Source organism: Streptomyces sp. BBFR2 (assembly GCF_044497305.1).
Taxonomy (GTDB): Bacteria; Actinomycetota; Actinomycetes; order Streptomycetales; family Streptomycetaceae; genus Streptomyces.
Map to the genome: position 1 here is coordinate 3,786,177 of NZ_CP172415.1, position 26,158 is coordinate 3,812,334.

Below are 26,158 nucleotides of genomic sequence, written 5' to 3' on the forward strand. Positions count from 1 at the left end.
TTTTGGGGCCGCGGGCCCGACGTCGCGTCGGCAAAGGCAGCGGCGGGGCGGGCGTAGCGTGGACGGTATGACGAAGTACGGAACCTTCCCCGGCGCGCGGCCCAGGCGGCTGCGGACCACCCCCGCCATGCGGCGGATGGTTGCCGAACACCGTTTGCACCCGGCCGATCTGATCCTCCCGGCGTTCGTCCGTGAGGGGATCTCGGAGCCGGTGCCGATCTCGGCGATGCCCGGCGTCGTCCAGCACACCCGGGACACGCTCCGTAAGGCGGCGGTCGAGGCGCTGGAGGCGGGCGTCTCCGGGATCATGCTCTTCGGCGTGCCCGAGGAGGCGAAGAAGGACGCGGCGGGCACCGTCGGTACGGACCCGGACGGCATCCTCCAGGTCGCGCTGCGGGACGTGCGTGCCGAGGTCGGCGACGATCTGGTGATCATGTCGGACCTGTGCCTGGACGAGTTCACCGACCACGGCCACTGCGGGGTGCTGGACGCGGACGGCCGGGTCGACAACGACGCGACGCTGGAGCGGTACGCCGAGATGGCGCAGGTCCAGGCGGACGCGGGCGCCCATGTGGTGGCGCCCAGCGGGATGATGGACGGTCAGGTCGGCGTCATCCGGGACGCGCTGGACCAGACCGGCCACGAGGACGTGTCGGTCCTGGCGTACACCGCGAAGTACTCGTCGGCGTTCTACGGGCCGTTCCGCGAGGCGGTCGGCTCGTCGCTGCGGGGCGACCGCAAGACGTACCAGCAGGACCCGGCGAACCTCCGCGAGTCGATGCGGGAGCTGGCGCTCGACCTCGACGAGGGCGCCGACATGGTCATGGTGAAGCCGGCGCTGCCCTACCTCGACGTGCTGGCGAAGGTCGCGGACGCGGTGGACGTGCCGGTCGCCGCGTACCAGATCTCCGGGGAGCTGGCGATGATCGAGGCGGCGGCGGAGAAGGGCTGGATCGACCGGGACAAGGCGATCCTGGAGACGCTGACCGGCATCAAGCGGGCGGGCGCCGATCTGATCCTGACGTACTGGGCGACGGAGGTCGCGCGCGGGCTGTGAGCGGGGGCGCGCCCGTGGGGCGCGTGTCCGGTGGTGCGGCGTCCGGTGACCGTGGAGACGGTCACCGGACGCCGTCTTCGCTCCCGGCGGCGGTGGCGGCGTGCAGGAATTCCCGGAGCAGCCGGCGGTCACCGCCCGCGGTGAGGTGGGCGAGGCGGACGGGGACGGCGGGGGCGCCGGTCAGCGGGATGAAGCGGACCCCGGAGTGGCCGACGCGGCGGGCGGCCGGCGCCGGGACCACACCGACACCGCGGTCGGCGGCCACGGTCTCCAGCCATTCGTCGTAATTGGCGCACGGAATGACGGTGTGCGGGGCGGCGCCGGGGGGCCAGGAATCGGGGGTGGTGGTGCCGGTGACGGTATTCACCACGAGCGGCCACCGGTGGAATTCCGACCAGTCGATGCTTTCGCGGTCGGCGAGAAAGGAAGAGGCCGCCACGGCGGCGATACGTTCTTCGTCGAAGAGCGGATGGACAATCGCCCCGGCGGGTGCGGTGTGGCCGCGGAACACGGCGATGTCGACGGTCGCCGAGGCGAGGGCGGCGGCCGGATCGTCGACGCGGACGAGGGTGACCTCCGCGTCGGTGGCCCGCTCGAAACGGGCGAGGGCGTGCTGCGCCCACGGGTCGGGCAGCAGCCAACTGAAGCCGAGGCGGAGCGTGCGGTGGGCGCGCATCTCCCGGACGGCCCGGTCGAGGTCGCCGAGGACGCGGCGGGCGTGGCCGAGGAAGTCCCGGCCCGCGGGGGTGAGGGTGGTGTGCCGGGACGAGCGGTCGACGAGGCGTACGTCCAACGCCGCCTCCAACTGCTGGATCGTGCGGGAGAGCGCGGGCTGGGTGAGGTGGGAGGCGGCCGCGGCGCGGGTGTAGGAGCCGTGGTCCGCGAGCGCGGTGAAAGCGCGCAGATGCCGCAATTCCAGATCCATGTCCGCGAAGCATAGTTCAGCGCCGAGAGGCATTTCCCGGCGCTGCGGCGGCTCCGTAAAGTGGCGGAGCGGCCGGGTTTTCCGGGCGGTTTCCGCTTTCGGCCTGGTCCTGCCTCCGGCCTTTTCCGATTTCCGGCGGGCGCGGCCGGGCGGTCGCGTCTTCCGGTCCGCCGCCACGTCAGTTCCGTGTCCCGCACCGAAGGAGCCACCGTGTTCGACCTGTCCCAGTTGCGTGTTCCGCTCGTGCAGGCGCCGATGGCCGGGGGTCCGGGTTCCGTGGGGCTGGCGGTCGCCGTGAGCCGGGCCGGTGGCCTCGGCACCCTCGCCGCCGGGTACAAGACGCCGGCGCGGCTCGCCGAGGAGATCGCCGGGGTGCGGGCGGGCACCGGCGCCCCGTTCGGGGTCAACGTCTTCGTCCCGCAGGACGTCCCGCACCCGGACACGGTCGCGTCGTACCGCGCGGAGCTGGCCGCGGAGGCGGCGCGCCGGTCGGTGACGCTGCCCGAGCCCGACCGGGGTGACACCGACTTCTGGGACGAGAAGATCGCGCTGCTGACGGAAGACCCGGTGCCGGTCGTGTCGTTCACCTTCGGCGCGCCGCCCGCCGAGGTGGCCGGGGCGCTGCGGCGGGCGGGCAGCCGGGTGGTCGTGACGGTCACCACCGTCGCCGAGGCGGCGCAGGCCGAGGCGCGGGGCGCCGACGCGCTCTGTGTGCAGGGCCCGGAGGCGGGCGGACACCGCGGCACCTTCGACCCGTACGCCGAGCCGGACCCGATGCCGCTGGCCGAGCTGCTGCCGGCCGTCGCGGCGCGTACCCGGCTGCCGCTGATCGCCGCCGGTGGCCTGGCGACCGGCGCGGACATCGCGGCCGCCCTGACCGCCGGGGCGACGGCCGCGCAACTGGGCACCGCGTATCTGCGGACCCCGGAGGCCGGTACGCATCCGGCGTACCGGGAGGCGCTGACCCGGCCGGAGTTCGCCGCCACGGTCGTCACCCGCGCGTTCTCCGGCCGCTGCGCACGCGGGCTGCGCAACCGCTTCATCGAGGACCACGACGCCTCCGCCCCGGCCGCCTACCCGCTCGTCAACCAGCTCACCAAGCCGCTGCGCGCCGCCGCCGCGGCCGCGGGCGACCCGCACGGCCTGAGCCTGTGGGCGGGCGTCCACCACCGCGGGACACGGGCCGTTCCGGCGGGGGAGCTGACGGCGGAGCTGTGGGCGGAGGCATCCGCCGCCCTGTGAGGGGGGCGGCGGCGAGGGCGGGCGGCGCCTGTGCCGGGAGGGGGCGGCGGCGAAGGGCGGCGCGTGTGCCGGGAGGGGGCGGCGGCGAAGGGCGGCGCGTGTGCCGGGACACGCCCGCCGTACGCGTCGCCCCGGCCCGGCGGCCGCCGCCCGCCGCCGCGTGCTCAGCTCGGCTGGTCGCCGGTGTAGCGGTAGATGTTGCCTGCGGAGTTGACGCCCCAGACGGTGCCGTCGGCGGCCGCGCCGATGTCGGTGAGGGCGCCTGAGATGAGGATCCAGGGATCGGCGTCGTTGCCCGAGTACCGGTAGATGTTGCCGGCGGAATTCACGCCCCAGACGTTGGTGCGGGATCCGGCGGAGATGCGGGTGAGGGCGCCGGAGATCTGGATCCAGGTGTTGGGGCTCTGGTCGCCGGTGTAGCGGTAGATGTTGCCTGCGGAGTTGACGCCCCAGACGGTGCCGTCGGCGGCTGCGCCGATGTCGGTGAGGGCGCCCGGGATGCGGGTCCAGGGGTTGGCGTCGTCGTTGGTGTACCGGTAGATGTTGCCGGCCGAGTTGACGCCCCAGACGTTGGTGCGGGATCCGGCGGAGATGCGGGTGAGGGCGCCGGAGACCTGCTTCCAGGTGTTGGGGCTCTGGTCGCCGGTGTAGCGGTAGATGTTGCCGGCGGAGTTGACGCCCCAGACGGTGCCGTCGGCGGCTGCGCCGATGTCGGTGAGGGCGCCCGGGATGCGGGTCCAGGGGTTGGCGTCGTCGTTGGTGTACCGGTAGATGTTGCCGGCCGAGTTCACGCCCCAGACGTTGGTCCGGGAACCGGCCGAGATCGCTGTCAGGGCGCCGGAGATCTGCTTCCAAGAAGCCATGCCACGCTCACTTTCCCTGCTCGTGGACGGTACGTCCGGAACTTCGGCAGGGCAGCGGAGGACCAAACGGCACAATGTCGTGATTGATCTTCAATACGACTGAAAGCAGCCTGTTTGGTGCGGTGTTTCCGGTCACGGAAAGGGAGGCGGCCCCGCCGCCCTCGGCCCTCGCGGCTCGATCGGTGGTCCTGCCGGCGAGGGATCGACAGAGCGGGACGTCTTTGCAAGTCACCCGTTGGGGGCGGCCGTGCCGCGCGGGTGGCCTTGCGGGGATGCGGGAGCGGTGGCGGCCCCGCGCCGGATCAGGGCGTCGCGCGAGCGCCCAGCAGGGCCGTGTACGCCTCCTCCGCCGCGCGGGCCGGTGTGCTCCCGTGCGGGGCATGGGCGAGGAACGTGGCGGTGGGGCCCGAGTGCAGGAGCCCGCCGTCGTGCAGCACCGCCACATGGCCGGCCTCTTCGGCGAGGTCGGTGACGTCGTGGGTGGAGAGCAGCACCTGTACGCGGTCGGTCAGTCCATTCAGCAGCGTGCGGAAGACGCGCCGCTGGTGCGGATCCATGCCGGCGGTGGGTTCGTCGAGGAGCAGGACCCGGGCGTCATGGACCAGCGCGCCCGCGACACCGACGCGGCGCAGTTGCCCGCCGGAGAGCCGGTCGGTGCGGACACCGGACCGCTCGCCGAGCTCGACGGCGGCGAGGGCCCCGGAGGACCGGTCCCACGCGTCGCTGCGGCTCAGCCCCTTCAGCCAGCCCACGTAGGCGACGTATTCGCGCGCGGTGAGGCCGGGCATGGCGGTGATGTGCTGCGGCATCCAGGCGACGGCGGCGCGGTACGCCGCACTGCGGGAGGACAGCCGCCCCAGGCGGACGGTGCCGGAGCGCGGCTGCACCACGGCCGCCGCCAGCTTGAGCAGCGTCGACTTCCCGGCACCGTTGGGCCCGAGCAGGATGGTGAGGCCCTCCGGCAGCCGGAAGCCGAAGTCCCGCAGGACGGGGGCCTTGCGGCGGCCGTAGGAGTAGGTGCAGGCGGTCAGTTCCAGGGTCATGACAGCTTCCTCGACATACGCGGCAGGGTCGCGATCCCGGCCAGGAACAGTACGGCCGCCCCGAGGGCGGCGTGCGGGGCGCCGGGCGGTTCGGGCACCACGGTCCAGGGATACGGGTCGCCCGAGGCCCGGAATCCGAGCAGGACGACGGCCATCAGCCACGCGACCGGAACGAGAACGCCGCGCGGGCCGGTGACGGTCCGCGCGCAGAGGAACAGTCCGGTGAGGAAGGCGGTGTTGCGCCCGGCGGCAGCCGCCTGCGTGGCCCCGGTGAGGGGCACGAGCAGCAGCCCGAGGACCACGGCCGTCAGCACGACGGCTGTGACCAGCGCCGTGTCCCACCGGGCGACGCGGCGGGTACCCGAGACCTCGGCCGCGGGCAGCCGGGCGGACAGCACGACGGCGAGCCCGGCCACGACGGGCACGGGGGCGAAGGACGACAGCACCACGTTGCTCCCACCGACGAGGGAGGGCAGCGCGACGAAGGTGTCGCGGGACGCCAGGACGTACAGCAGATACACGGCCAGCGCGACCGGGAGGACGATCAGGGCGCGGCGCGCCTTGAGCCACCAGAGCATGTCCGTCACCCGCCGCCGTGGCACGCCTGACGGCGGCTTTCCTCGAACCAACGGGCCTGTTCCGCGGCGGGCTCGCGGTACACCCTCCGCAGCAGCGCCTCCGCCGCCTTCCGCCGGCCCCGGGCGTCCGGGTCCCTCTCCTCGGCCTGCCGGTGGCGCAGCGCGGACTCCTCACCGGTGGTACGTGCCGCCCAGGAGGAGAGGGCGGTCGCCAGGACGGGGGAGGGACGGGGGCAGCCGAGCCCGACGGCGGCGTCGGTGAGGAGCGCGCGGGCCTGTCCGGTGGCGGCCGCGGCGGAGAGCGGGAGCTGCCACTCGCCGGGCCGGGAATGCCCGGCGAAACGCCCGTGGTTGATGCTGTCCGTGATGCGCTGCGGTGAGCGGTGGACGCCCGCCGCGGCGAAGTCCGCGAGGACGGACACGGCCGCGCGCCGCACGGCTTCCAGATGCTCCGACCGCTCCCGCGGCATACACACCTCGGGGGCTGTTCCGGCACAGCGCATCGCGCCGCGGCCGGTCGCCAGCGGTGGATTGTGGTCCCAGTCGCCCACGAGATGCAGGGCGCCCGCGGCCGGTACGACCGCGAGGGCGGCCGCCGGGACGAGGCGCAGCAGGCCACGCCGGACGGGAAGCCACAGGGTCGCCACCGCGAGGCCGATTCCCCCGGTGAACAACAGCGGCGGTGCGAGGGAGAGCCACGTCGCCTCCTCGCCGAACATGAGGTCACCCGGGAACTGCCCGGCCACATGCCGGGGCCAGTAGGCCGTCGCAGTGTGGGAGAAGGCGACGAGGATCCATACGGCCACCGCGAGCAGGGGGGCGGCGATGAAGCGGGGGACGCGCTGCCCGGCACCGAACCCGATGACGGCGTGCGCGCCACAGAGCACAACGGCCATGAGCAGCGGCCCGAGGCTCCCGGCCGTGGGAGCGGCCCCGGCGGCGACGAGCGCCAGCGCCGCCGGGAGCACGAGGGTCAATGACGCGGCGCAGACGACGGGCAGCAGTACCTCGGCGGCGACGCGGTACCGGGACCGGGCCGGAGCCAGGTCCCATACCCCGTACTCCTTGAGCCGTCCGCTCTCCCAGGCGCCCAGGCACGACGCCATGGCGTACGCGAACGCGTACATGGGGGTGAGGGAGAGGGAGACGGCACGCGGTGCGTAGTGCAGGCCGTCGTCCACGACCGGAAGGACGGTGACGAAGAAGTAGAAGGATGTCAGCGGGATGGCGAAGAGGGCGCCCCATGCGGCGCTGCTGCTGCGGAACCGCAGTAAGAGTCTCAAGGTTTCTCCGGTGGGGAGCGGTGTCCGTGCCCGCGGGCGCCGGTGCGTCGGCAGGGCTTCGACGGCCTCGGGCCGGTCCGGGCCGCCGCCGGATTCCCCAGGCGGCGGCCCGTATGCCGTGCTGTTGCTTTCCGGTGCGGCGGAGAATTCCGCGTGGTTTCCGCTACTTATCGGCCGCGCTGGTGTCGACGGCGACCTTTTCCACGTCGACGTAAGCATTTCCGGCCTTATTGCTTACGCCTGTGATGGCGAAGTAGTAATTGCCGCTCGGGAGATTGTGCCACTCGCCCATGGAGCTGTCCGAAGAGTTGAAGCAGGCGGTGAAGCGCTTTTCGTCGTAGCCCGGGTCGGGCTGGAAGGGGAGGTCGCGGTAGTACCGGACGTCCGCGTTGTGGGAGGTGGATCCCGACCCCGAGACGTAGCAGCCCTTCCACCAGAGCTGTGAATAGGACCCGTCGGCCCAGCGCCGGGACTCGAAGCCGTCCCCGCCGTCCTTGACGGAGCTGGTCCAGTTCGCCCAGGCGGCCGGTGCGGTGGCGAGGAGAAGGGCGCCGCTCATACCGACGACCGCTGCGATTCTTTTCTTTTTTAACACTGATTCCCCCCGTGGGAATGTTTTTCAGGGTGCTGTGATGCGCCCTTGGATGCCCAGTGAGATTAAAGGGGTTCCTGTGTGGTGTCAAAAGGTTCTTGTTGGTTGGTTTTTTCCGCCACCGGAAGAGAAAAGCGGGGCAGCGGATTCCGCTGCCCCGCGGTCGTGCCGGGGAAATGTCTGCCGGGCCGTCTCTCAGGTGAATGCCAGGATCCCCGCCAGTGACAGCGCCGCCGCGAGGACGGTCGAGCCGGCGCCGAGGGCGACCGGCCGTGCGCCCGTGCGGATCAGCGACATCAGGTGCACCGACGTGCCGAGGCCGAAGAGGGCGCCCGCCAGCAGCAGGGTGGTCAGGGTCTGGGCGGCGCTCAGGACGGGGGCGGGCAGGACGCCGGAGCTGCGGACGGCGACCATCGCGATGAAGCCGAGGACGAAGAGCGGGACCAGGGGCGGGCGCTTGCCGGTGGCGTCGGCGGTGCCCTTGCGGCGGCGGATGACGCTGTAGCCGGCGATGAGGGGGGCGAGCAGGACGACGCGGGTCAGTTTGACGACGGTGGCGACGGCGAGGGCGGCGGGTCCGGCGACCGAGGCGGTGGCGACGACCTGCGCGACCTCGTGGACGCTCGCGCCCGACCAGACGCCGAAGGAGGTGTCGGACAGGCCCAGCGGGTGCTGGAGCAGCGGCAGCAGGACGATCGCCAGGCTGCCGAAGATCGTCACCAGCGCGACGCCGGTGGCGAGGTCCTCCTCGTCGCTGTCGCTGACCGCGTCCATCGCCGCGGCGGCGGAGGCGCCGCAGATGGAGAAGCCGGTGGAGACCAGCAGGGTGGTGCCGGGGCGGATGCCCAGCCGGCGGCCGAGCCACATCGTCCCGGCGAACGTCCCGGCGACGGTCACCGCGACCACCAGCAGCACCCCCGGGTCGAGCTGGAGCACCTGGGAGAGTGCGAGCTGGAGGCCCAGCAGGACGACGCCGGTGCGCAGCAGCTTCTTCGTGGCGAGCTTGGCGCCGGGCAGCACCCGGTCGCCGAGCAGCCCGGTGTTCCGGGCCAGCGCGCCCAGCAGCACCGCGATCGTCAGGGCGCTGACCGCCGGGACGAGCCGGTTGAGCCCGTACGAGACGGCGACGCCGGCGACGACCACGGCGAGGCCCGGACCGTGGTGGGCGAGCCACCCGGAGCCGCTGCCGGCACCGGGCGCGGGCCGGTCGCCGGAGGGCTGCGCGGCGCTCTCCGCGGGGGTGTGCGGGAGGGGCGTGGCGGCCGGTTCCGGGGCGCTGCGGTGGTCGGGGCGGGCGGTCCCGTCAAGAGAGGGCATGTCCCGATCGTCCGATCGGGGGACAGTTCGTGGTAGCCACCAACCCCCTATGCACCCATAGACTTGTGCTATGGACGGCCAATACGCTATGAGGACGGATCTGCGGTCGCTGGAGATGCTGCTCGCGGTCGTCGACCAGGGCAGTATCGGTGGCGCCGCGCGGGCCCTGCAGGTCGCGCAGCCCTCGGTCACCAACCGCATCAAACGGCTGGAGCGGCACCTCGGGCTGACCCTCGTCGTCCGCTCGCCGCGCGGCTGCCGGCTCACCGACGAGGGCGTGGCGGTCGCCGACTGGGCCCGCGAAGTCCTCAGCGCCTCCGACCAGTTGGAGACCGGCGTCGCCGCGTTGCGCCGCAGCCACGACTCCCAGCTCAGCGTCTCCGCGAGCCTGACCGTCGCGGAGTACCTGCTGCCCCGGTGGCTCGCCGACCTGCGGCTGCGCTCGCCGGACACGGGCGTGGCGCTGCGGATGTGCAACTCCGAGCAGGCCGCCCAGGACGTGCTGCACGGCGCCGCCGACCTCGGCTTCATCGAGGGCCCGCGCACCACGCGCGGACTGCACGCCCGGGTCGTCGCCGTCGACGACCTCGTCATCGTCGTCGCGCCCGGCCACCCCTGGTCGCGGCGGCGCCGCCCGCTGACCGTCGCCGAACTGGCCGCCACCCCGCTCATCGCCCGCGAGAAGGGCTCCGGCACCCGCGACACCCTCGACCACGCCCTCGTCCGCGCCGGGGCGGAGAGCGCCGCCGCACCCCGCCTCGAACTGGCCTCGACCGCCGCGATCCGTACGGCGGTGCTCACCGGGCAGGGCGTCGGTGTCCTCAGCCGGTTCGCGATCAGCGACGACATCCGGGGCGGGCGGCTGCGCGAGGTCGCCGTCGAGGACGTCGATCTGCGCCGCCGGCTGCGGGCCATCTGGCGCGCCGGCTCCCAGCTCTCCGGCCCCGCCGCCGATCTCACCAACTGTGCCCTGCAGTCGAGTTGGGGCCGCCCGGCCCCCGCCACCCGTACGCGGACCGCCCCGGCGGAGGCGGCGGGCTGACCCGGGCCCCGTCCGCGTACGGCCCCGCGGACGCGAACGGCCCCGGCGGGACGCCGGGGCCGTTCGGTGCGCGCCCGGGCGGGCGCGGGGTGGGTCAGAGGCGCTCGGGGGTGCGGATGCCCAGCAGCGCCATGCCCTGGTGGAGGGTGCGGGCGGTCAGGTCGCAGAGGAAGAGGCGGTTCTCCACCTGCTCGGGCGTCCCGGCCTTCAGGACCGGGCACTGGTCGTAGAAGGTCGTGTAGAGCGACGCGAGCTGGTAGAGGTACGCGGTGACCTTGTGCGGCGCGTACTCGGCGGCGGCGTCCGCGACGGTCTCCGCGAACTGGTCCAGGTGCAGCCCGAGCGCCCGCTCCGCCGGGGCCAGCGCCAGCTCCGGGTGGGCGGCGGGCCTCGCGTCGCCCGCCTTGCGCAGGATCGACTTGATGCGGGCGTGCGCGTACTGGATGTAGACCGAGGTGTCGCCGTTGAGCGAGACCATCTGGTCGAGGTCGAACTTGTAGTCGCGGTTGGCGGAGGTGGAGAGGTCCGCGTACTTCACCGCGCCGATGCCGACCTGGGCGCCGCGCTCGGTGATCTCCTCCTCCGTCAGGTCCAGGGCCTTCTCGCGGACGACGGACGCCGCCCGGTCGATCGCCTCGTCGAGGAGGTCCACCAGCCGCACCGTCTCGCCCGCGCGGGTCTTGAACGGCTTGCCGTCCGCGCCGAGGACGGTGCCGAACGCCAGTTGCTGGGCGGTGGTGCCGTCCTTGAGCCAGCCCGCCCGGCGCGCCGTCTCGAAGACCATCTTGAAGTGCAGCGACTGCCGGGCGTCGACGACGTACAGCAGGGTGTCGGCGCCGAGGTTGCCGACCCGGTCGCGGATGGCGGAGAGGTCGGTGGCGGCGTAGCCGAAGCCGCCGTCGGACTTCTGGACGATCAGCGGGACGGGGTTGCCGTCCGGGCCCTTGACGTCGTCGAAGAAGACGCAGAGCGCGCCGTTGGAGCGGACCGCGACGCCCGACTCCTCCAGCAGGCGGCAGGTCTCGGCGAGCATGTCGTTGTAGCCCGACTCACCGACCACGTCGGCGTCGTGGATCTCCATGTCGAGCTTGTTGAAGACGGAGTAGAAGTAGACCTTCGACTCGTCGACGAACTTCTGCCACAGCGCGAGGGTCTCCTCGTCGCCCGCCTGGAGGTCGACGACCCGGCGGCGGGCCCGGTCCTTGAACTCCTCGTCGGAGTCGAAGAGCGCCCGGGACGCCTTGTAGAGGCGGTTGAGGTTGGACATCGCCGCCTCACCGGCCTGCTGCGACGCCTCCTCGGGCTTCTCGGCGGCCTGGTGGTCCAGCTCCTGCGGGTGCTCGATGAGGTACTGGATGAGCATGCCGAACTGGGTGCCCCAGTCGCCGATGTGGTGGCGGCGCACCACCTTCTCGCCGGTGAACTCCAGGATCTGCACGACGGCGTCGCCGATCACCGCGGACCGCAGGTGGCCGACGTGCATCTCCTTGGCGACGTTCGGCTGCGCGTAGTCGATCACCGTCGTGCCGGGGTGCTCGGCGTACGGGACGCCGAGCCGGTCGTCGGCGGCGCGGGCGGCCAGCGTGGTGACGATCGCCTCGTCGCTGAGGGTGATGTTGAGGAAGCCGGGGCCCGAGACCTCGATGTCCTTGATCAGCTCGGGCGCGGAGATCTCCCCGACGACCTTCCCGGCCAGCTCCCGCGGGTTGCCCTTCAGCTTCTTCGCGAGCGCCAGCATGCCGTTGGCCTGGAAGTCGGCCCGGTCGCTGCGTCGCAGCAGCGGGTCGGCGGGACCGGCCTCCGGCAGGGCTGCCGAGAGGGCGTCCGCGACGCGCTGGTGGACCGTAGCTGCGAGGGAGGGGACCGAAGCCATGGGGTGCTGCCGTTCCGTTGAAGGCGATCAGGGAAGTTGATCTGTCGGTAAAGGGTTTGCGGTCAGTATTCCACGGCGGTTCCATCGGTTTTCCGTCTGGGAGAATGGGGAAACCGGGCGCGTGCCCGGCACAGCAACCGTGAGCGAACGAACGCAGCGCGCAGCGCGGAGAGCGCCGTGAGCGCAGAAGAGGAAGGGCCGACCGTGGCTCAGAGCACCGAGACAGCCGACTGGGTCTCCCGTTACGCGGATGAGGTCATCGCCGAGTCGGAGCGTCGCGCGCCTGGCAAACCGGTCGTCGTCGCCTCCGGCCTGTCGCCCTCCGGCCCGATCCACCTCGGCAACCTCCGCGAGGTCATGACCCCGCACCTCGTCGCCGACGAGATCCGCCGCCGCGGCCACCAGGTGCGGCACCTGATCTCCTGGGACGACTACGACCGCTACCGCAAGGTCCCCGCGGGCGTCGACGGCGTCGACGAGTCCTGGGCCGAGCACATCGGCAAGCCGCTGACCTCCGTCCCGGCGCCGAAGGGCTCCGCGTATGCGAACTGGGCCGAGCACTTCAAGGCCGCGATGGCCGCCGCCCTGACCGAGCTGGGCGTCGCGTACGACGGCATCAGCCAGACCGCGCAGTACACCTCGGGCGTCTACCGCGAGCAGATCCTGCACGCGATGAGGCACCGCGGTGACATCGACGCGATCCTGGCGCAGTACCGCACCAAGAAGGCGCCCGCCAAGAAGTCGCAGAAGCCCGTCGACGAGGCGGAGCTGGAGGCGGCCGAGGGCTCCGGCGCCGCCGGGGAGGACGACGGCAGCGCCGGCGGCGCGGGCTACTTCCCGTACAAGCCGTACTGCGCAGAGTGCGGCAAGGACCTCACCACCGTCACCGCCTACGACGACGCCACCACCGAGCTGACGTACACCTGCGCCTGCGGCCACGGTGAGACGGTCCGCCTCGCCGAGTTCAACCGCGGCAAGCTGGTCTGGAAGGTCGACTGGCCGATGCGCTGGGCCTACGAGGGCGTGATCTTCGAGCCGTCCGGCGTCGACCACTCCTCGCCGGGCTCGTCGTTCCAGGTCGGCGGCCAGATCGTCGGCATCTTCGACGGCACGCAGCCGATCGGCCCGATGTACGCCTTCGTCGGCATCAGCGGCATGGCCAAGATGTCGTCGTCCAAGGGCGGCGTGCCGACCCCGGCCGACGCGCTGAAGATCATGGAGCCGCAGTTGCTGCGCTGGCTCTACGCCCGCCGCCGCCCCAACCAGTCCTTCAAGATCGCCTTCGACCAGGAGATCCAGCGGCTGTACGACGAGTGGGACCGCCTCGGTGCCAAGGTCGCCGACGGCTCCGCGCTCCCCGCGGACGCCGCCGCGTACGCCCGCGCCGTCGGCACCGCCGCCGGTGAGCTGCCGAGGACGCCGCGCCCGCTGCCGTACCGCACGCTCGCCTCCGTCGCCGACATCACCGCCGGCCACGACGAGCAGACCCGCCGCATCCTCAGCGATCTGGACCCGGCCCATCCGGTCACCTCGCTCGACGAGGTCCGGCCCCGCCTCGACCGCGCCGAGCACTGGATCACCAGCCAGGTCCCGGCCGATCAGCGCACCATCGTCCGCGCCGAGCCGGACGCCGAACTGCTGGATTCGCTCGATGACCAGGCGCGCGCCTCGCTGCGGCTGCTGCTCGACGGGCTTGCGACGCACTGGTCGCTGGACGGCCTGACGCACCTCGTGTACGGCGTGCCGAAGGTGCAGGCCGGGTTCGCGGCGGACGCCACGCCGAAGGAGCTGCCGCCGGAGATCAAGGTCGCCCAGCGGACGTTCTTCGCGCTCCTGTACCACCTGCTGGTCGGCAAGGACACCGGCCCGCGGCTGCCCACCCTGCTGCTCGCGGTCGGCGCCGACCGCGTCCGCACGCTGCTGGGCGGCTGACCCCCGGGCCCGTACGCGGTCCGCACACGTCGGCGCCCGCCATCCCCTCGGGGGTGGCGGGCGCCGACGTATGCGGGGGCGGGCCTTGAGGCGTCAGCTCTTGGTGTCCTTGGAGTCGTCCGAGCCCTTGGCGTCCTTGCCGTCCTTGTCGCCGGACTTCTCGTCCTTGGACTTGTCGTCCTTCTCGGCCTCGTCGGTGGGCTTGCCGCTCGCGCTCTTCGAGGCGTCCGGGGCGGCGGGCTTGCCGGTCGCCGACTCCAGCGCCTCCTGGGCCGCCTTCTCCGCGTCCTTCAGCAGGTCACTGGCGTCGGGGGTGTCCCCGCCGGCCAGCCCCGCGCCGTTGTAGTTCAGCGTCAGCACGATGTTGGCGGCGCGGACCACGACCGTCTGGTTGCGGTAGTCGTTGCCCTTGCTCTTCATGTTGTACGTGATCCAGGTCGCCGCGTCGCCGGTGCCGTCGACCGCGCCGGACTTCACCTTCGTGGCGTCCTTGGTGGCCTTCGCCAGCTCGACCTGCTTGGCGTAGAACTCCTCGGCGCGCTTCTCACCGGTGGCGTTCACCGCCGCCTCGGAGTCGTACCGCTTGAAGCTGACGTCCAGCCAGCGGAACTGGCTGCCGTCGACGCCCTCGGACTTCGAGCTGTACCAGGAGCAGGTGGCGCTGGTGTTCGGGTCGGAGCTCTTGCCCTTCTCACCGGCGTCGTTCTTCGGCTTGGGCAGCAGCTTCTTGAGCGTGCCGTTGGAGAACACCGTGCACGGGTCGGGCAGCTTCGCGTACTTCGCCGGGGCCAGGCTCGGCGACGCCTTCCCCGCGGAGGTGGCGGACGACGCGGAGTCCGAGGCGTCGGCGGCGTCCTTCGAGCCGGAGTCGGAGCAACCGGCGACGAGCATCACCGGTACGGCCGCGCAGGCGAGAATGCTGGCGAGTCGCTTGGATGAACGGTGCATGGTTCCTTCGCTGTTCGTCGTTGTTCCGGCACATCAAGGCCGTTCCGGTGCGCCGGAACGTACGGCACCGGCGGTGTCCGGACCAGGGCGTACGGCGACAGACCCTAGACCGCACCGTACGTGGCGCGCGGACGATTCGCCCCGTAGATCACCTGGCGAAACGGACTGTTCGGCGACAAGCCGACAGAAGGATCAATCGCCGCGAAGGGCGCATTACTCGCTGAGCGAGTCGGCCAGCTCCTCGGCCAGCGCATGGGCCTTGTCCTGCAGTTCCCCGCTTTCCGGGACCCGCGTCTTGTCGGTCGACCACTGGTCGTAGGTGAGCGTCACGATCACATTCGACGTGCGGAACACCACAGTGATGTCGCGGTGCACCCCGGAGTCCGCCGTGGCCAGCGCGTCCTGGAGGAAACCCGCGTCCCCGAGGTCGTCCAGGGTCTGCGCGGTGGTCCCGGTGGACGGGGAACCGCTCGGGGCGCCGCCCTTGCCGTCCTCGCCCTCGCCCTTGCCGGGTCCGCCGTCCGCCGAGACCCCGCCCGCGGCGTCACCGGCCGCCCGCCGCGCCTCGGTCGCGCCGCCCTTACCGTCCTTGGCGTCCTTACCGCCCTTGCCGTCCTTCTTCCCGGGCGTCGCGGACGAACTGGGCGCGTCGCTCGGCGGCGCGGACTCCGTACCCTCCTGCGGCACGCCCGCGGCCAGCGCCCGCTCCCCGTACAGCTCCCGCGCCCGGTCGTCGTCGCTGATCTTCGTGTCGTACGAGACGACCCGCTGGATGTCGAGGGTCAGATGCCGGGTCCCGGCCGTGGACTCCCGCTTCCAGCGGCAGCCGACGCGGCGGTCCGTGTCGTACGTGACATCGGCCTGCCCGCCGTAGACCTGCGCGGCTTCCTCGCCGGTCAGCCGCTTGCCGTCACCGGGCAGCAGCGATCGTACGGTCGACTCGGCGGGCAGCCGGCACGCGTCGGGGAGCGTCGAGTAGCGGCCCGGCTGACCGGACTGCGCCAGCGCCGCCGGGTCACCGCCCTTCTCGTCGGCGCCGCCCGTGGCGGAGGAGCCGCCCGAGCAGCCGGCGAGGCCGACGGTCAGTGCCGCGGCGGCCGCCAGTGCGGCAGTGGGGACGAACGACCTGCGCTGCATCGTCCGGTGCTCCTTCCTGCGAATGCCCGGGAAATCCGGTTGCCGCCGGACGGCGGGCGATGGACACAATGTCTACCGCACGTCTCACCGCACACGCCGGTCGACCGTCCCGCATCGCATGGATGGTCCGCGTTTTGCGTTCTATGTCTTTTCGGGGGAATGAGGAAGTTATGTCGTACACCGAGCTGCCCGGTGCGCAGGTGCCGATCCGGATGTGGGCCGACCCGTCCACCGTCGAGGGCGCCGCGATGCAGCAGCTCCGCAACGTCGCCACCCTGCCGTGGATCAAGGGCCTCGCCGTGATGCCCGACGTCCACTACGGCAAGGGCGCCACCGTCGGCTCGGTCATCGCCATGCACGGCGCGGTCTGCCCCGCCGCCGTCGGCGTCGACATCGGCTGCGGCATGTCCGCCGTGAAGACCTCCCTCACCGCCGCCGATCTGCCCGACGACCTCTCCCACCTGCGCTCCCGCATCGAGCGGGCCATCCCCGTCGGCCGCGGTATGCACGACGAGCCGGTCGACCCGGGCGCTCTCCACGGCTACCCGACGGCCGGGTGGGACGACTTCTGGTCCCGCTTCGACGGCGTCGCCGAGGCGGTGCGCTTCCGCCAGGACCGCGCCACCAAGCAGATGGGCTCCCTCGGCTCGGGCAACCACTTCATCGAGTGCTGCCTCGACGAGGACGGCTCCGTCTGGCTGATGCTCCACTCCGGCTCCCGCAACATCGGCAAGGAGCTGGCGGACTTCCACATCGGCCAGGCCCAGAAGCTCCCGCACAACCAGGGCCTCGTCGACCGCGACCTCGCCGTCTTCATCGCCGACACCCCGCAGATGTCCGCGTACCGCAACGACCTCTTCTGGGCCCAGGAGTACGCCAAGCACAACCGCGCCGTGATGATGGCCCTCTTCCAGGACGTCATCCGCAAGGAGTTCCGCAAGGCCCGCCCGGTCTTCGAGCCGGTCATCAGTTGCCACCACAACTACGTCAGCGAGGAGCGGTACGAGGGCCTGGACCTGCTGGTGACCCGTAAGGGCGCCATCCGCGCGGGCAGCGGTGAGTACGGCATCATCCCCGGCTCGATGGGCACCGAGTCGTACATCGTCCGCGGTCTGGGCAACGAGAAGTCCTTCAACTCCGCCTCCCACGGCGCCGGCCGCAAGATGAGCCGGAACGCCGCGAAGAAGCGCTTCTCGACGAAGGACCTGGAGGAGCAGACGGCGGGCGTGGAGTGCCGTAAGGACTCCGGTGTCGTGGACGAGATCCCCGGCGCGTACAAGCCGATCGGCAAGGTCATCGAGCAGCAGCGGGACCTGGTGCAGGTCGTGGCCAAGCTGAAGCAGGTTGTCTGTGTGAAGGGGTGAGGCCGCCCGGCGACCGGGCGGTGTGCGCGCACCGCGCCGCTCGATGACCGGGCGGTGTCCGCGCATCGCGCCCCTCGTCGCCGTCGGAGCGTGCGTCAGCGCACGCCCTGCGAACGGCAGTTGTCCGGTGACGGGGGCGGGCCGGTAGCGGGCGCAGGCTTCGGCGGGCCTCCCCCGGGGGAGGCGTTCTTCTACATGTCTGTAGTAAGAAGGGGGCGGGTGGTGTCCCGTCAGCTCATCGGGGATTCGGTACGGCTGACGGGGCGTCGTGCTGCCCGCACATGTGGAATCGCCATACACAGGGGAGAAGTTATGACAGACCGAATGCGGCGTACGCGGTTCGCGGCGAGCGCCTTGGTGGGCTGTGTGTCGCTGCTGGCGCTGGCGACCTCGCCGGCTGCCGCTTCGGCGGAGGGGTGCGCAGGGAATCCCGGTTCCACCGACGGTTCGGGCTCCGTCTGCCTCAACGTCAAGGGGACCAAGCTCAAGGTCAACAAATTCACCCTCGACAAGCAGTCGAACAACCGCGCCTGGAAGGACAAGCCGGTCATCACCGCGGGGAAATGGAAGTGGACGGGTAAGACCGTCAGCGCCCGGCGCGTCGAGAACAAGAAGGTCAGCAAAACCATCAACAAGAGCTTCCCCAACAACACCCGGATGTGCGGTTACTGGAGCAAGTACCCGGGCACCAAGGCGTGCATCACGATCCACAAATGATCCGGCGCTCTTGACCGGAATATGATCCGGTAGTCTTGCCTGGCGGTGGGTGGGTCGCACCCTGGCGGGGTGATTCCCGCCCACTCGCCGCCAGGCGCGACGGAGCAGGTGGAACGAGGAGGGCGGATGCCGACAGCGCGGAAGGGCGCGACGCCGACGACGCGGCCCCGGGAGGGCAGGCGAAAAAGCAGCCGCCTCCTTCTCCCGCTCGGTCTCGCCGTGTTCGCGGGGTGGATCGCCGTGGTGGTCGTCGGCATCGCACGGGAGCCCGACCCGGGAGCGCCCTCGCAGCAGAGACTCGCCTCCGGTGTGGAAGAAGAGCTGCGCAAAGGCGATGCGGAAAGTCTCGCCCGCTACATCAACGGTGACGGTGCGGACGCCTACGCCAAAACACTGGTCGGCAAGGTGAAGGATTCCGGGGAATCCCGGGAGGCCGCCGTTTCCCGCCCGAACGAAAAGCAGGTGCAACTGCACGCGCCGCATCTCTGCATGACATGGGATGTGGAGAAGAGCGACGGGCGTTTCTTTCTCGACCCTGTTCCGCCGGTGACGCCGGGGCCGTGTCCCGCGCGCTGAAGTTTCGGTGGGCTGAAATTCCGGATTGCATTGCCGGGGTGCTGAAGTCCGGGACGGTCGAATCCCGGCGAGTCGTTATGTGAAGTGCCGGCGCGCTGGAATTCTGACGCGCTGAATTCGGCTCCACGTTTTCCGTCGGTCTTTTCCCTCGACCTTTCCCCCGGCCTTTTCCCTCGGCCTTCCCCGGTGCCCCGCTGTGTCCCGTTCTGGCCTCCGCTCCCGTTCCCGCCCTCGTCCCGCCTCTGTCTCCCTGTCTCCCTGTCTCCCGTCTCGCCGGGCGCGACCGCCGGACCCGGGCACACAATGGAGGGGAGGCGTGCGGCATGCGCGTCTCGGGGCAGCAGTGATGTCGAGGCGGCCCGGTCGGGGCGGGCGGCGGGGAGTGTGCCGATGCGGTACGTCACCGTGACCGCGCTGAGCCACACGGGGCTGGTCCGGGAGCAGAACGAGGACAGTCTGGTGGCCGGCCCCTGGACGCTCTGCGGAACCGTCACCGAGAACCCGCAGACCCTTGTCTTCCCGCTCGGTCATCCGCTGGTCGTAGCGGTCGCCGACGGTATCGGCGGCCAGCCCGGCGGAGAGGTCGCCAGCGAACTGACCGTCCGTCAACTCTCCATGTCCAGCGGCTCGTTGGGATCCGAGGAGGCGCTGCGTGACGCGCTGGACGTCTGCAACCGCGCGGTCTACGACGCCGCCGACCGCAACCGCGCCCTGGCGACCATGGGCACCACCGTCGCCGGTGTGGTCGCCCTGGCCGACTCCGTCCTCGCCTTCAACGTCGGCGACAGCCGGGTGCTCGCAGCCGGACCGGACGGGCTGCGGAGGCTCAGCACCGATGACAACCCGCCGCTCTCCCAGGGCCGCCGCACCACCTCCCTCCTCACTCAGTCCCTCGGCGGCGGACTGCGCTTCACCCCCGTCGTCCCGCATGTCGCGACCGTCCCGCACACCCCCGACGCGCGGTACCTGATCTGCACCGACGGCCTCACCGACCCCGTACCGGAGGACGAGATCGACGACGTGCTGCGCCGGTACGCGAACGACAACAGCAAGGCCGCGTTCACGCTGTGGAAGGCCGCCATCGAGGCGGGCGGGCCGGACAACATCACCCTCGCGCTGATCGGCGTCGGGCTGGACTGACCGGCCCCGGACAGCCGTAAGGGCCGCCCGGGGACGGCCCTTACGGGTGGGACGGAAAGGAATCAGGCGGCGACGGTACCGGCGTGGTACAGCGCGTTCCAGGTCTCGGGGGTCACGGCGCCGTCCGGCACCAGACCGTAGTTCCGCTGGAAGTTGACGATCGCCACGAGGGTGGGGGCGTCGAAGGTGCCGCTGAGACGGTTCCAGCCCAGGTACTTGCGGTTGGCCAGCAGGCACTGGATCTGCGACACGCGGTCGCCCTGGTCGCCGAAGGAGGTGGTCTGCCGGCCTTCGTAGAACGCGCAGGCGGCCGGGCCGTCCACGACGTTGTCGCCCATGGCGGCGAAGGCCGGACCGGCGGAGACGCCGGCGGTCAGCGCGCCCACGGCGACGGTCAGTACGGCGGCGCGCTTGAGGGCGCGGCCGGAACGGCGGATACGGGGGAGAGGGTTACGGAAGGTACTCACGCTTCTCCCCGTTCCCCGCGACACGGATTCCATGTGGCCCGCCGGAGCCCGATGTTGATCTTCATGGTGATCTTTCTGTGGGCGGGATGTGTGGACGCGGTGAGCGGTCCCCGCGACGCCCCGCAGCGCCCTCCGCAAGCCGCGCTACGGCGGCCGGGGCGGTCCGGCCGGCGGTCTCAGGAGGTGCGGTGGACCTTGGAGTTGGACGCCTGGGCGCGCGGTCGGACCACCAGCAGATCGATGTTGACGTGGGACGGGCGGGTGACGGCCCAGGTGATCGTGGCGGCGACGTCATCGGCGTCGAGCGGCTCGGCCACGCCCTCGTACACCTTCGCCGCCTTCGCGGTGTCACCACGGAAGCGGGTGGTCGCGAACTCCTCCGTCTTCACCATGCCGGGTGCGATCTCGATGACGCGGACGGGCTGCCCGCACAGCTCCAGCCGGAGCGTCTCGGCGAGGACGTGTTCACCGTGCTTGGCGGCGACGTACCCGCCGCCGCCCTCGTACGTACCGTGCCCGGCGGTGGACGAGACAACCACGACGGTGCCGTCCCCGGACGCGGTGAGCGCGGGCAGCAGCGCCTGGGTGATGTGGAGCGTGCCGAGGACGTTGACCTCGTACATGGCGCGCCAGTCGGCGGGATCGCCGGTGGCCACCGGGTCGGCACCGAGGGCGCCCCCGGCGTTGTTGACGAGCACGTCGCAGCGGCCGAGGGAGGCGGCGAACGCGTCGACGGCCGCCCGGTCGGTGACGTCGAGGACGTACGCCTGGGCATCCGGAAGCGTGGCGGCCAGCTCCTCGATACGGTCCCGGCGCCGCGCGGTGAGCACGACGCGGTACCCGGCGTCGGCCAACTGCCGCGCGGTGGCGGCACCGATACCGCTGCTGGCTCCGGTGACGACGGCGGTACGGACGCCTGCGGTGCGCTCCTCGGCGGTCATGCGCTCTCCTCGGGACAGGGACGGAGACACCCGCCGCGACGACGGGCGCCCGGTGCGCCACCCAGGATAGGCGGCACGATCTTGAACGAAACGCGGTGCGGCGAACGGCAGCGAGGGCCGGTGAGGGCCGGTGAGTGCCGCGCCTGGCTGCCTGATGGGCCCGTGGGCGGGTGTTGGTGGGGCCGGGCCCGGGGTCTCGCCTCGGCCCGGGAGCCGGGGCGTTTCAGGGGCCCGGCCCGGGATGTCGCGTCGGCCCCGTGGGTCAGCGGCCCCGGGGCGCGTACATGATCACGGCCATGCCGGCCAGGCAGATGAGGGCGCCGGTGATGTCCCAGCGGTCGGGCCGGTAGCCGTCGGCGACCATGCCCCAGGCGAGGGAGCCCGCGACGAACACCCCGCCGTACGCGGCCAGAATGCGCCCGAACTCGGCATCCGGCTGCAACGTCGCGGCGAAGCCGTAGACGCCCAGCGCGATGACGCCCGCACCGATCCACAGCCAGCCTTTGTGCTCCCGCACGCCTTGCCAGACGAGCCACGCCCCACCGATCTCGAAGAGCGCGGCAAGAACGAACAGCAACACGGAACGGGCGATCACCATGCGCCCCAGAGTAGAAGCGCCGTCCTACTGCCCCGGTCGGGCCGATGACGTACATATGCCTGCGAGCGGCACCGGCTGGGCGGAGGAAAGGGCGTGGGCCGTCCCGGCTCGACACCGCCGTCCCGGCTCGGCACCGCCGTCCCGGGGCTTGGGTCTACTGGGCCGGCAGCCGGCAGCCGGCAGCCGGCAGCCGGCAGCCCGGTGGTTGGGGCTGGTGGCCGGCGGTCGGGATCCGGGGCCGGCGGCCAGCAGCCCATCGGCCGGGGCTGGTGATCGGTAGCCGGGACGGGCGGTCGGCAGCCAGCACCGGCCGGTTGGAGGTGGTGCCGATACGCCGCCGCACCGCACCGAGGCGACGACGGGCACCCGCGTCGGACGGCTGCCGGACGAGCCGCCCGCCCGAAGCAGACCCCAGTCCCCGACCCAGACCCCAGAGCCCGGCCAGCCCCGGCTCCCGCGCCCAACCGCCGACGGGCGGTCAGCTCCGCTCGCTCTGCGGGGTTGTTCAGGCCGCAGCCGGACCGGCGGCGTGGTGAGCGGGGCGGTCGGTGGCTTGGGCGGAGGGCTGGTCGTCGCTCCGGTCGCCGGTGGGGAGGCTCGCTCCCGTCCAGTGCTGGAGCGCGTCCCGGAGGGCCGCGGCGCGGGTTGCCGGATCGGTCGCGTCGTCGGCCCAGGCTATGTAGCCGTCGGGGCGGACGAGCAGGGCGGTGCGGCGGTCGCTGCGCCAGGATGCGGTGGTCAGACGGTCGCTCGGGGCGTCGGGTGTTTCGCCGGGCGGGGTGATGAGGACGAAGGTGCCGCGGCGCAGCAGCGCGTAGAGGCGGTTGTCATCAGCCAGGTGGAGGTCGGGGGCGCGGCGACCGGTCAGCGGATGGGCCGTGCGGGGCGCCGGATAGGCGAGGGCGAGACCGGAGAGCCGGCGGACGGCGCCCCGGGCGATCGGCGGGACGTGGTTGACGACCTGCGCCACAGCCGCCCGCGCGGCGCGCTGCGGCGGGGTCCGGAGCTGGGCGAGGCGGAGCAGGGCGCCGCTGGTGCGCAGCACCGCCGCGCCGACCGGGTGCCGCTCGGCCTGGTAGCTGTCCAGCAGGGACTCCGGGGCACGGCCGCGGAGGACGGCGGCGAGTTTCCAGCTCAGGTTGGCGGCGTCCTGGAGACCGGTGTTCATGCCCTGACCGCCCGCGGGGGAGTGGACGTGCGCGGCGTCGCCCGCGAGGAACGCCCGGCCGACGCGGTAGGAGGGGGCCTGCCGCTCATCGCTGCGGATACGGGAGATCCAGCGGGCGTCGTGCATGCCGTAATCGGTGCCGAAGGCGAGCCGGGTGAGGGTGCGGACCTCGTCCAGGTCGGCGGGCGTGTCCTCGGCGGGCTGATGGCGGGGGCTCCAGCCCGTGATGCGGTACCAGCCGTCGCCGAACGAACCGATGAGGGCGACGGCGTCACGGGTGGCCTTGAGGGAGAACGGGTGTGGCGGGGACTGCGCCAGCCGTACATCGGCGAGGATCAGGGAGTGGAGCACGGACCGGCCGGGGAACGGCACCCCGAGCGCGGTGCGGACCGTGCTGTGGGCCCCGTCCGTGCCGACGAGGTAGGCGGCGCGGAGGCTGTGGACCCCCTCGGCGTCGCGGACGCGGACCGTCACCTCGGACGAGGTCTGCCGGACGTCCTCCACCGCGGAGTCGTACCGGAAGGTGACCCCCGCCTCACGGGCACGCCGGATCAGCAGCCGCTCCACTTCGTACTGCGGGACGGCGAGGACGAGGGGGAAGCGTGACCGCAGCCGGCTCGCGTCGACGGTGACGCCGCCGAAGAGCCGCAGTTGCCGCAGCGGATGGCCGACGGCGACGAGCGTGTCCGCGAGACCGCGGGCGTCGAACTGCTCCAGGGTGCGGGCGTGGACCACCAGGGCGCGGGTGAGATTGCTGATGGTCTCCGGGCGTCGCTCCAGGAGCGTCACCCGCACCCCCGCCTCGGCGAGGTCCCCCGCCAGCAGCAGCCCCGTCGGCCCTGCCCCGACGACCAGCACCTCGGCTTGGGCGTCGACGGGGCCGGGCCCGGAGGGCGCGGCGCTCCCCTGCTCCACCGCGTCCCCCGTCCCCTTCTCCCCCTCGGGCCCGGCTGGACCCCGCCCGGCCGCACCATCCGGCGCCGCCAGGTTCTGCGGTCCGCCCGTGATGGCCGGACCCTCCGTACCGGCCCGGCCGCGGGCACCCGCCGGTGCCTCTGTGACCGCCGGGTCCGCCGCGTCTCTCGGCGCGTCCGTGCGCTCCGCGCCTGCCGCCGTACCTGATGTGTCGTGCATGTCGTTCATGGCCGCCTCCCCGTGCCACACGTACTGCCCAACCTGTTGCGACCGACGTACTGCTGGCGGTGCGGGACGCCTTCGCGGTGATCTACGCGGTGACCTACGCGGTCGTTCCGCGGCAGCGCCCCGACATCAGTGCCAACACTTGTTGGTCAACGCTTGTTGGCAAGCGTACGTCCGCCGCGTCCGCGAAGTCAACGGTTGTGGGCAAAAGCGCGCGGGCGCTCCCGCGCGTCTCGTCCCGTCGCAGGTCAGGGCCGGTGCGCGTCCGGCCCGGTCGGACCGGGAGCCTCCCGGGGTCCACGTCTGTGGGCATACAGTTGTGGGCATGGCCGAGCGAGCAGCTTCCGTACCGTCCCCCGATGCCGTGGCGGCGGACGCCAACGCCGCCACCGTGGTCTCCGGCGCCCGCCCCCGCCGCTCCGACGCCACCCGGGCCGCGATCCTGACCGCCGCCCGCGAACGCTTCGCCGCCGACGGCTACGAGCGCGCCACCATCCGCGCCATCGCGCGCGACGCCGGGATCGATCCGTCGATGGTGATGCGGTACTACGGCAACAAGGAGGGCCTGTTCGCCGCCGCGTCCGCGATCGATCTGCACGCGGAGGAGTTGGCCGCCGTGCCTCGGGAGGAGATGGGCGCGCGCCTGGTCCGTCACTTCCTGGAGCGCTGGGAGTGCGACGAGACGCTGACCGGCATGCTCCGCGTCGGCGTGACGAACGAGGCGGGCGCGGAGCGGATGCGCGGGGTGTTCCGGGACCAGATGGGACCGGTGATCGCGCGGGTCTGCCCGGCGCCCGAGGAGGCGCCGCGCCGCGCCGCGCTCGTCGCCTCGCAGATCCTGGGCATGGCACTGTGCCGCTACGTCCTGCGCCTGCCGCCCGCCGTCGACCTCGGACGGGACGAGATCGTGGCCTGGACGGCCCCCGTGGTGCAGCGCTACCTCACCGCCGCGCACCCCGAGGGGATGGACACCGCACCGGGCGTCTGAGCGGTGCGCCGGACGAAGCGGCCTCGCCGCCCGCCGGCATCAGCCCCGGGGCAGACGCTCCGCGAGACCGGCCAGATGCCCGTCGAAGACCTCGCGGGCCTGCGGGGTGAGAGTCGTGAGGGCGACCAGCGCGGTCACCGCGACGTCGCACAGCTCCCGCTGGACGTCCTCCCAGGTGTGGCTGCGGCCCTTGCGGGGGTTCTGGCCCAGTGTGCCGATGACGGCCTGGGCCACCTCGCCCGCCTCCTCGGAGAGCTTCAGCACCCGCAGCAGCCGCTCCTGCTCGGGCGGCAGGGCGCTCTCCCGGTCGAGCCAGGCCACCAGCGCCTCGACGGTCTCCCAGACGTCGGTGGAGAGCGGAGGCCGGGCACCGGGGGAAGACCCGCCCGCCGGCTCTCCGGCCGCCACCGCTACGGCCACACCAGGCAGTACGCCTGGTGACCCGCCTCGTGGAGCCGGTGGCTGAAGTCCTGCCACTCGTGCAGTAGCTGGTAGACGGTGTAGGCGTCGCGCGGGCCGCCGCGGTCGGGGACGGTGGACCATATGAACGCGGCGGCGCCGACGGACTCCTCGCCGATGCCGCGCAGCGGGTCGACGACCGTCATCGGCAGCTTGACCACCGCGTAATCGGGGTGCAGGACGACGAGTTCGAGCGGCGGGACCTTGTGGAGCGGGACGCCCTCGATGCCGGTGAGCACCATGGCCGCCATGGTCTCCGGCTTGATCTTGGTGAACATGCCGCCCATGCCCAGCTCATCGCCGCCGAGCTCCTCGGGACGCATCGAGATCGGTACGCGGGCGGCGGTGGCGCCGTTCGGCGCGCCGAAGTACTTGTACGTCACCCCCATGCGGCCGCCTCTGCTGTGCCCACCCTTGATCCCGTCGCGCCGGTGGCGGCCGCGCTGGGCGCGTTCCGGGCCCCGGTCCTCGGTCCCTTCGCCCAGTCCGCCACCGCGATGCATATCTCCCACCCGACCACTCGCAGCCTCAGCCACGCAACCCGATCATCGTCTCAGAACCTCCCCCGTCACCGGCGCGTGAAACCGCCCCGCCGCACGCCCCCGCGCGCCTCTGAGACCATGGGTGGCGTGACCCCTTCGTACGATGCCCCAGTTTCGCAGACGCGCGGGGGTTGACGCCCGGCCGAGAGCGGGAGGAATCCAGAGGGAACGGGAAGGAACGGCGTGGGCCGGGCCGGTCGTGCGCCAGGGTTTCCCGCACCGTTGT

At 72.1% G+C, this 26,158-nt stretch carries 25 protein-coding genes; 9 read left to right on the forward strand and 16 right to left on the reverse strand.

From position 1 onward, the window contains the following. Positions 1-67 precede the first annotated feature (67 nt). The gene (hemB, locus tag ACGH2B_RS15075) at positions 68-1,057 is read left to right on the forward strand and encodes a porphobilinogen synthase (RefSeq protein WP_399088929.1); all 990 of its coding nucleotides are present in this window, start codon (positions 68-70) and stop codon (positions 1,055-1,057) included. A gap of 61 nt (positions 1,058-1,118) precedes the next feature. On the opposite strand, the gene ACGH2B_RS15080 is transcribed toward hemB, so the two are convergent. Next, positions 1,119-1,982: a LysR family transcriptional regulator gene (locus tag ACGH2B_RS15080; RefSeq protein ID WP_399088931.1), complete on the reverse strand. Its 864-nt coding sequence runs from the start codon at positions 1,980-1,982 to the stop codon at positions 1,119-1,121. 210 nt (positions 1,983-2,192) lie between these two features. On the opposite strand from ACGH2B_RS15080, the gene ACGH2B_RS15085 reads away from it, so the two are divergent. Next, entirely contained in the window at positions 2,193-3,224 is a 1,032-nt protein-coding gene (locus ACGH2B_RS15085) for an NAD(P)H-dependent flavin oxidoreductase (RefSeq protein ID WP_399088933.1), read from the forward strand. Positions 3,225-3,388: 164 nt separating this feature from the next. On the opposite strand, the gene ACGH2B_RS15090 is transcribed toward ACGH2B_RS15085, so the two are convergent. From ACGH2B_RS15090 to ACGH2B_RS15115, 6 genes are all read right to left on the reverse strand, one after another. After that, complete coding sequence (locus ACGH2B_RS15090; protein WP_399088934.1) at positions 3,389-4,087, reverse strand: tectonin domain-containing protein; 699 nt, start codon at positions 4,085-4,087, stop codon at positions 3,389-3,391. A gap of 302 nt (positions 4,088-4,389) precedes the next feature. Further along, positions 4,390-5,130 carry an ABC transporter ATP-binding protein gene (locus ACGH2B_RS15095; RefSeq protein WP_399088936.1) on the reverse strand — a complete coding sequence of 247 codons (741 nt, stop codon included), beginning with the start codon at positions 5,128-5,130 and terminating at the stop codon, positions 4,390-4,392. Beyond that, complete coding sequence (locus ACGH2B_RS15100) at positions 5,127-5,708, reverse strand: hypothetical protein (RefSeq protein ID WP_399088938.1); 582 nt, start codon at positions 5,706-5,708, stop codon at positions 5,127-5,129. Before ACGH2B_RS15100 ends, ACGH2B_RS15095 begins: the two co-directional genes overlap by 4 nt. Before the next feature lie 5 nt (positions 5,709-5,713). Next, on the reverse strand, positions 5,714-6,991 hold the full coding sequence (locus tag ACGH2B_RS15105; protein WP_399088940.1) for a hypothetical protein: 1,278 nt from the start codon (positions 6,989-6,991) through the stop codon (positions 5,714-5,716). A gap of 163 nt (positions 6,992-7,154) precedes the next feature. After that, complete coding sequence (locus ACGH2B_RS15110; RefSeq protein ID WP_399088941.1) at positions 7,155-7,550, reverse strand: hypothetical protein; 396 nt, start codon at positions 7,548-7,550, stop codon at positions 7,155-7,157. Positions 7,551-7,778: 228 nt separating this feature from the next. Then, the gene (locus ACGH2B_RS15115; RefSeq protein WP_399088943.1) at positions 7,779-8,900 is read right to left on the reverse strand and encodes a YeiH family protein; all 1,122 of its coding nucleotides are present in this window, start codon (positions 8,898-8,900) and stop codon (positions 7,779-7,781) included. 70 nt (positions 8,901-8,970) lie between these two features. Here ACGH2B_RS15115 and ACGH2B_RS15120 point away from each other — a divergent pair, with 70 nt between their 5' ends. Further along, entirely contained in the window at positions 8,971-9,942 is a 972-nt protein-coding gene (locus tag ACGH2B_RS15120) for a LysR family transcriptional regulator (protein ID WP_399088945.1), read from the forward strand. Between the two features lie 94 nt (positions 9,943-10,036). Here the strand turns inward: ACGH2B_RS15120 and argS are convergent, their stop codons facing one another. After that, a complete protein-coding gene (gene argS / locus ACGH2B_RS15125; protein WP_399088947.1) occupies positions 10,037-11,815 on the reverse strand; it encodes an arginine--tRNA ligase in 1,779 nt (592 codons plus the stop codon). 177 nt (positions 11,816-11,992) lie between these two features. Here argS and lysS point away from each other — a divergent pair, with 177 nt between their 5' ends. Beyond that, the gene (gene lysS, locus ACGH2B_RS15130; protein ID WP_399088949.1) at positions 11,993-13,747 is read left to right on the forward strand and encodes a lysine--tRNA ligase; all 1,755 of its coding nucleotides are present in this window, start codon (positions 11,993-11,995) and stop codon (positions 13,745-13,747) included. Between the two features lie 93 nt (positions 13,748-13,840). Here the strand turns inward: lysS and ACGH2B_RS15135 are convergent, their stop codons facing one another. Then, the gene (locus ACGH2B_RS15135; protein ID WP_399088951.1) at positions 13,841-14,695 is read right to left on the reverse strand and encodes a DUF3558 family protein; all 855 of its coding nucleotides are present in this window, start codon (positions 14,693-14,695) and stop codon (positions 13,841-13,843) included. A 213-nt stretch (positions 14,696-14,908) separates the two neighbouring features. Next, the gene (locus tag ACGH2B_RS15140; protein WP_399088953.1) at positions 14,909-15,832 is read right to left on the reverse strand and encodes a hypothetical protein; all 924 of its coding nucleotides are present in this window, start codon (positions 15,830-15,832) and stop codon (positions 14,909-14,911) included. A 170-nt stretch (positions 15,833-16,002) separates the two neighbouring features. On the opposite strand from ACGH2B_RS15140, the gene ACGH2B_RS15145 reads away from it, so the two are divergent. The 4 genes from ACGH2B_RS15145 to ACGH2B_RS15160 all read left to right on the forward strand — a co-directional run bounded on the left by ACGH2B_RS15145 (position 16,003) and on the right by ACGH2B_RS15160 (position 19,629). Next, positions 16,003-17,196: an RtcB family protein gene (locus tag ACGH2B_RS15145; protein ID WP_399088955.1), complete on the forward strand. Its 1,194-nt coding sequence runs from the start codon at positions 16,003-16,005 to the stop codon at positions 17,194-17,196. 312 nt (positions 17,197-17,508) lie between these two features. Then, on the forward strand, positions 17,509-17,913 hold the full coding sequence (locus ACGH2B_RS15150) for a hypothetical protein (protein ID WP_399088957.1): 405 nt from the start codon (positions 17,509-17,511) through the stop codon (positions 17,911-17,913). 126 nt (positions 17,914-18,039) lie between these two features. Continuing rightward, entirely contained in the window at positions 18,040-18,489 is a 450-nt protein-coding gene (locus ACGH2B_RS15155) for a hypothetical protein (RefSeq protein WP_399088958.1), read from the forward strand. 390 nt (positions 18,490-18,879) lie between these two features. Then, positions 18,880-19,629: a PP2C family protein-serine/threonine phosphatase gene (locus tag ACGH2B_RS15160; RefSeq protein ID WP_399088960.1), complete on the forward strand. Its 750-nt coding sequence runs from the start codon at positions 18,880-18,882 to the stop codon at positions 19,627-19,629. A 62-nt stretch (positions 19,630-19,691) separates the two neighbouring features. On the opposite strand, the gene ACGH2B_RS15165 is transcribed toward ACGH2B_RS15160, so the two are convergent. From ACGH2B_RS15165 to ACGH2B_RS15180, 4 genes are all read right to left on the reverse strand, one after another. Further along, the gene (locus ACGH2B_RS15165; RefSeq protein WP_399088962.1) at positions 19,692-20,096 is read right to left on the reverse strand and encodes a peptidoglycan-binding protein; all 405 of its coding nucleotides are present in this window, start codon (positions 20,094-20,096) and stop codon (positions 19,692-19,694) included. Positions 20,097-20,272: 176 nt separating this feature from the next. Next, positions 20,273-21,037, reverse strand: a complete 765-nt coding sequence (locus ACGH2B_RS15170; RefSeq protein ID WP_399088964.1) for an SDR family oxidoreductase — start codon at positions 21,035-21,037, stop codon at positions 20,273-20,275. Positions 21,038-21,299: 262 nt separating this feature from the next. Then, positions 21,300-21,635, reverse strand: coding sequence for a YnfA family protein (locus tag ACGH2B_RS15175; protein ID WP_399088966.1), 336 nt, complete (start codon positions 21,633-21,635; stop codon positions 21,300-21,302). Positions 21,636-22,140: 505 nt separating this feature from the next. Next, a complete protein-coding gene (locus ACGH2B_RS15180; protein ID WP_399088968.1) occupies positions 22,141-23,718 on the reverse strand; it encodes an FAD-dependent monooxygenase in 1,578 nt (525 codons plus the stop codon). A 550-nt stretch (positions 23,719-24,268) separates the two neighbouring features. Between ACGH2B_RS15180 and ACGH2B_RS15185 the strand changes: the two genes are divergently transcribed. Further along, on the forward strand, positions 24,269-24,931 hold the full coding sequence (locus ACGH2B_RS15185) for a TetR family transcriptional regulator (protein ID WP_399088970.1): 663 nt from the start codon (positions 24,269-24,271) through the stop codon (positions 24,929-24,931). 39 nt (positions 24,932-24,970) lie between these two features. Here ACGH2B_RS15185 and ACGH2B_RS15190 read toward each other — a convergent pair whose 3' ends face one another. Together ACGH2B_RS15190 and ACGH2B_RS15195 are read right to left on the reverse strand one after the other, a co-directional pair. Beyond that, positions 24,971-25,351, reverse strand: a complete 381-nt coding sequence (locus tag ACGH2B_RS15190) for a MazG-like family protein (protein WP_399088972.1) — start codon at positions 25,349-25,351, stop codon at positions 24,971-24,973. Continuing rightward, positions 25,342-25,893 (reverse strand): hypothetical protein, encoded by a 552-nt coding sequence (locus ACGH2B_RS15195; protein ID WP_399088974.1) that lies wholly within the window; start codon positions 25,891-25,893, stop codon positions 25,342-25,344. Before ACGH2B_RS15195 ends, ACGH2B_RS15190 begins: the two co-directional genes overlap by 10 nt. Between the last annotated feature and the right edge of the window lie 265 nt (positions 25,894-26,158).

Excerpts from the sequence above, each read along its gene's own strand:
- hemB (WP_399088929.1), top strand. The coding sequence starts at position 68 with ATGACGAAGTACGGAACCTTCCCCGGCGCGCGGCCCAGGCGGCTGCGG.
- ACGH2B_RS15080 (WP_399088931.1), bottom strand. The coding sequence starts at position 1,982 with ATGGATCTGGAATTGCGGCATCTGCGCGCTTTCACCGCGCTCGCGGAC.
- ACGH2B_RS15090 (WP_399088934.1), bottom strand. The coding sequence starts at position 4,087 with ATGGCTTCTTGGAAGCAGATCTCCGGCGCCCTGACAGCGATCTCGGCC.
- ACGH2B_RS15095 (WP_399088936.1), bottom strand. The coding sequence starts at position 5,130 with ATGACCCTGGAACTGACCGCCTGCACCTACTCCTACGGCCGCCGCAAG.
- ACGH2B_RS15100 (WP_399088938.1), bottom strand. The coding sequence starts at position 5,708 with ATGCTCTGGTGGCTCAAGGCGCGCCGCGCCCTGATCGTCCTCCCGGTC.
- ACGH2B_RS15110 (WP_399088941.1), bottom strand. The coding sequence starts at position 7,550 with ATGAGCGGCGCCCTTCTCCTCGCCACCGCACCGGCCGCCTGGGCGAAC.
- ACGH2B_RS15115 (WP_399088943.1), bottom strand. The coding sequence starts at position 8,900 with ATGCCCTCTCTTGACGGGACCGCCCGCCCCGACCACCGCAGCGCCCCG.
- ACGH2B_RS15120 (WP_399088945.1), top strand. The coding sequence starts at position 8,971 with ATGGACGGCCAATACGCTATGAGGACGGATCTGCGGTCGCTGGAGATG.
- argS (WP_399088947.1), bottom strand. The coding sequence starts at position 11,815 with ATGGCTTCGGTCCCCTCCCTCGCAGCTACGGTCCACCAGCGCGTCGCG.
- ACGH2B_RS15135 (WP_399088951.1), bottom strand. The coding sequence starts at position 14,695 with ATGCACCGTTCATCCAAGCGACTCGCCAGCATTCTCGCCTGCGCGGCC.
- ACGH2B_RS15140 (WP_399088953.1), bottom strand. The coding sequence starts at position 15,832 with ATGCAGCGCAGGTCGTTCGTCCCCACTGCCGCACTGGCGGCCGCCGCG.
- ACGH2B_RS15145 (WP_399088955.1), top strand. The coding sequence starts at position 16,003 with ATGTCGTACACCGAGCTGCCCGGTGCGCAGGTGCCGATCCGGATGTGG.
- ACGH2B_RS15150 (WP_399088957.1), top strand. The coding sequence starts at position 17,509 with ATGACAGACCGAATGCGGCGTACGCGGTTCGCGGCGAGCGCCTTGGTG.
- ACGH2B_RS15155 (WP_399088958.1), top strand. The coding sequence starts at position 18,040 with ATGCCGACAGCGCGGAAGGGCGCGACGCCGACGACGCGGCCCCGGGAG.
- ACGH2B_RS15160 (WP_399088960.1), top strand. The coding sequence starts at position 18,880 with ATGCGGTACGTCACCGTGACCGCGCTGAGCCACACGGGGCTGGTCCGG.
- ACGH2B_RS15170 (WP_399088964.1), bottom strand. The coding sequence starts at position 21,037 with ATGACCGCCGAGGAGCGCACCGCAGGCGTCCGTACCGCCGTCGTCACC.
- ACGH2B_RS15175 (WP_399088966.1), bottom strand. The coding sequence starts at position 21,635 with ATGGTGATCGCCCGTTCCGTGTTGCTGTTCGTTCTTGCCGCGCTCTTC.
- ACGH2B_RS15185 (WP_399088970.1), top strand. The coding sequence starts at position 24,269 with ATGGCCGAGCGAGCAGCTTCCGTACCGTCCCCCGATGCCGTGGCGGCG.
- ACGH2B_RS15195 (WP_399088974.1), bottom strand. The coding sequence starts at position 25,893 with ATGCATCGCGGTGGCGGACTGGGCGAAGGGACCGAGGACCGGGGCCCG.